General features: G+C 62.4%; 2 protein-coding genes. Both read left to right on the top strand.

All coding sequences use genetic code 11. The features are described from left to right. The first annotated feature begins 52 nt into the window (after nucleotides 1-52). Nucleotides 53-376 carry a transposase gene (locus BST27_RS30445; RefSeq protein ID WP_069422688.1) on the top strand — a complete coding sequence of 108 codons (324 nt, stop codon included), beginning with the start codon at nucleotides 53-55 and terminating at the stop codon, nucleotides 374-376. Beyond that, the coding region (locus BST27_RS30440) for an IS3 family transposase (RefSeq protein WP_139805498.1) at nucleotides 373-1245 on the top strand (873 nt) is incomplete at its 3' end. The genes BST27_RS30445 and BST27_RS30440, both read left to right, overlap by 4 nt.

Below are 1245 nucleotides of genomic sequence, written 5' to 3'. Positions count from 1 at the left end.
ATTGGTGGACATCTGAGATAGCGGGACGGTGGTCCCCTGGAAGGATGTTCGTATGCCACGATCTCGGCGGTCGTTTTCTCCTGAGTACAGGGTTGAGGCGGCGCATCGTGTCATTGATGGGAATCGGCGTGTTAGCGAGGTTGCCCGCGAGCTGGATCTCAATGAGAACCTGCTGCATAAGTGGGTGCGAGATGAACGGCGACGGATGGCCGCGGCCGCAGCTGGCGGTCGGCCGGACCCTGGTGGTGGTGAAGGGCTTTCGGTCGATGAGCGCGCGGAGTTGGTGGCACTGCGCGCGCGGGTGGCCGAGCAGGCGAAGGACATCGCTTTCCTGGAAAAAGCCTCGGCGTACTTTGCAGCACAGCATCGAAGGTGAGCCGGTTTGAGCTCATCGCTGCAGAGTGCGCCGGCTACGACGTGACACGCATGGCCGAGCTGCTCGGGGTATCCAGGGCGGGCTACTACAAGCATGCCCATACCTGCACCGCTGCTGAGCCCACACCTCAGGTGCAGCGCCGCCGTGACCTGGAGGTCAAGATCCTTGCCCATCACCGCGCCTCACGGGGCACCTATGGGTCACCGCGCATCACCGCCGACCTGCACGCCGAGGGTGAACGAGTTTCGGAGAACACGGTCGCCAAGATCATGGCCGAGTTGGGCATTGAGGGGATCAGTCCGCGCACCTTTAAGACCACCACCCAGGTCGACCCGGCAGCCTCGTTTCCCCCGGATCTGGTCGGGCGCTGCTTTGACCAGGGCCGTATCGACGCGGTGTGGTCCTCCGACATCACTTACCTGTGCTGCGGAGACGGTGACATGTTTTTATGCGCCATCCGTGACGAACACTCGCGGCGCGCGCTGGGCTGGGCCGTTGATGACCACATGCGCACCGAGCTGGTCACACTGGCCGTCGAGCGGGCCGCGTTCGTGCGCGCTCACCGCTGCCAGGGGGTCATATTGCATTCGGATCGCGGTACTCAGTACACCGCCCACGACATGGCGCTGGCCTGCGCCGCTCACGGGCTTCGGCGCTCGATGGGCGCGACCGGGATTTGTTGGGATAACGCCGGCGCTGAATCGCTGTGGTCGAGCTTCAAGCACGAGTGCTACTACCGGCACGCCTTCGCGAAGAAAGCGGAACTTGTTGCAGCAGTTGACAATTGGATGATTTTCTACAATAATGATCGAAGGCACTCAGCACTTGGAATGCGCTCACCTATCGACTATGAACGCACGCTGCGTGCC

The organism is Mycobacterium intermedium, assembly GCF_002086275.1.
GTDB lineage: Bacteria > Actinomycetota > Actinomycetes > Mycobacteriales > Mycobacteriaceae > Mycobacterium > Mycobacterium intermedium.
The sequence above is the reverse complement of the archived record's forward strand: the minus strand, read 5'-3'. Positions and strand labels throughout refer to the sequence as shown.

Excerpts from the sequence above, each read along its gene's own strand:
- BST27_RS30445 (WP_069422688.1), top strand. The coding sequence starts at position 53 with ATGCCACGATCTCGGCGGTCGTTTTCTCCTGAGTACAGGGTTGAGGCG.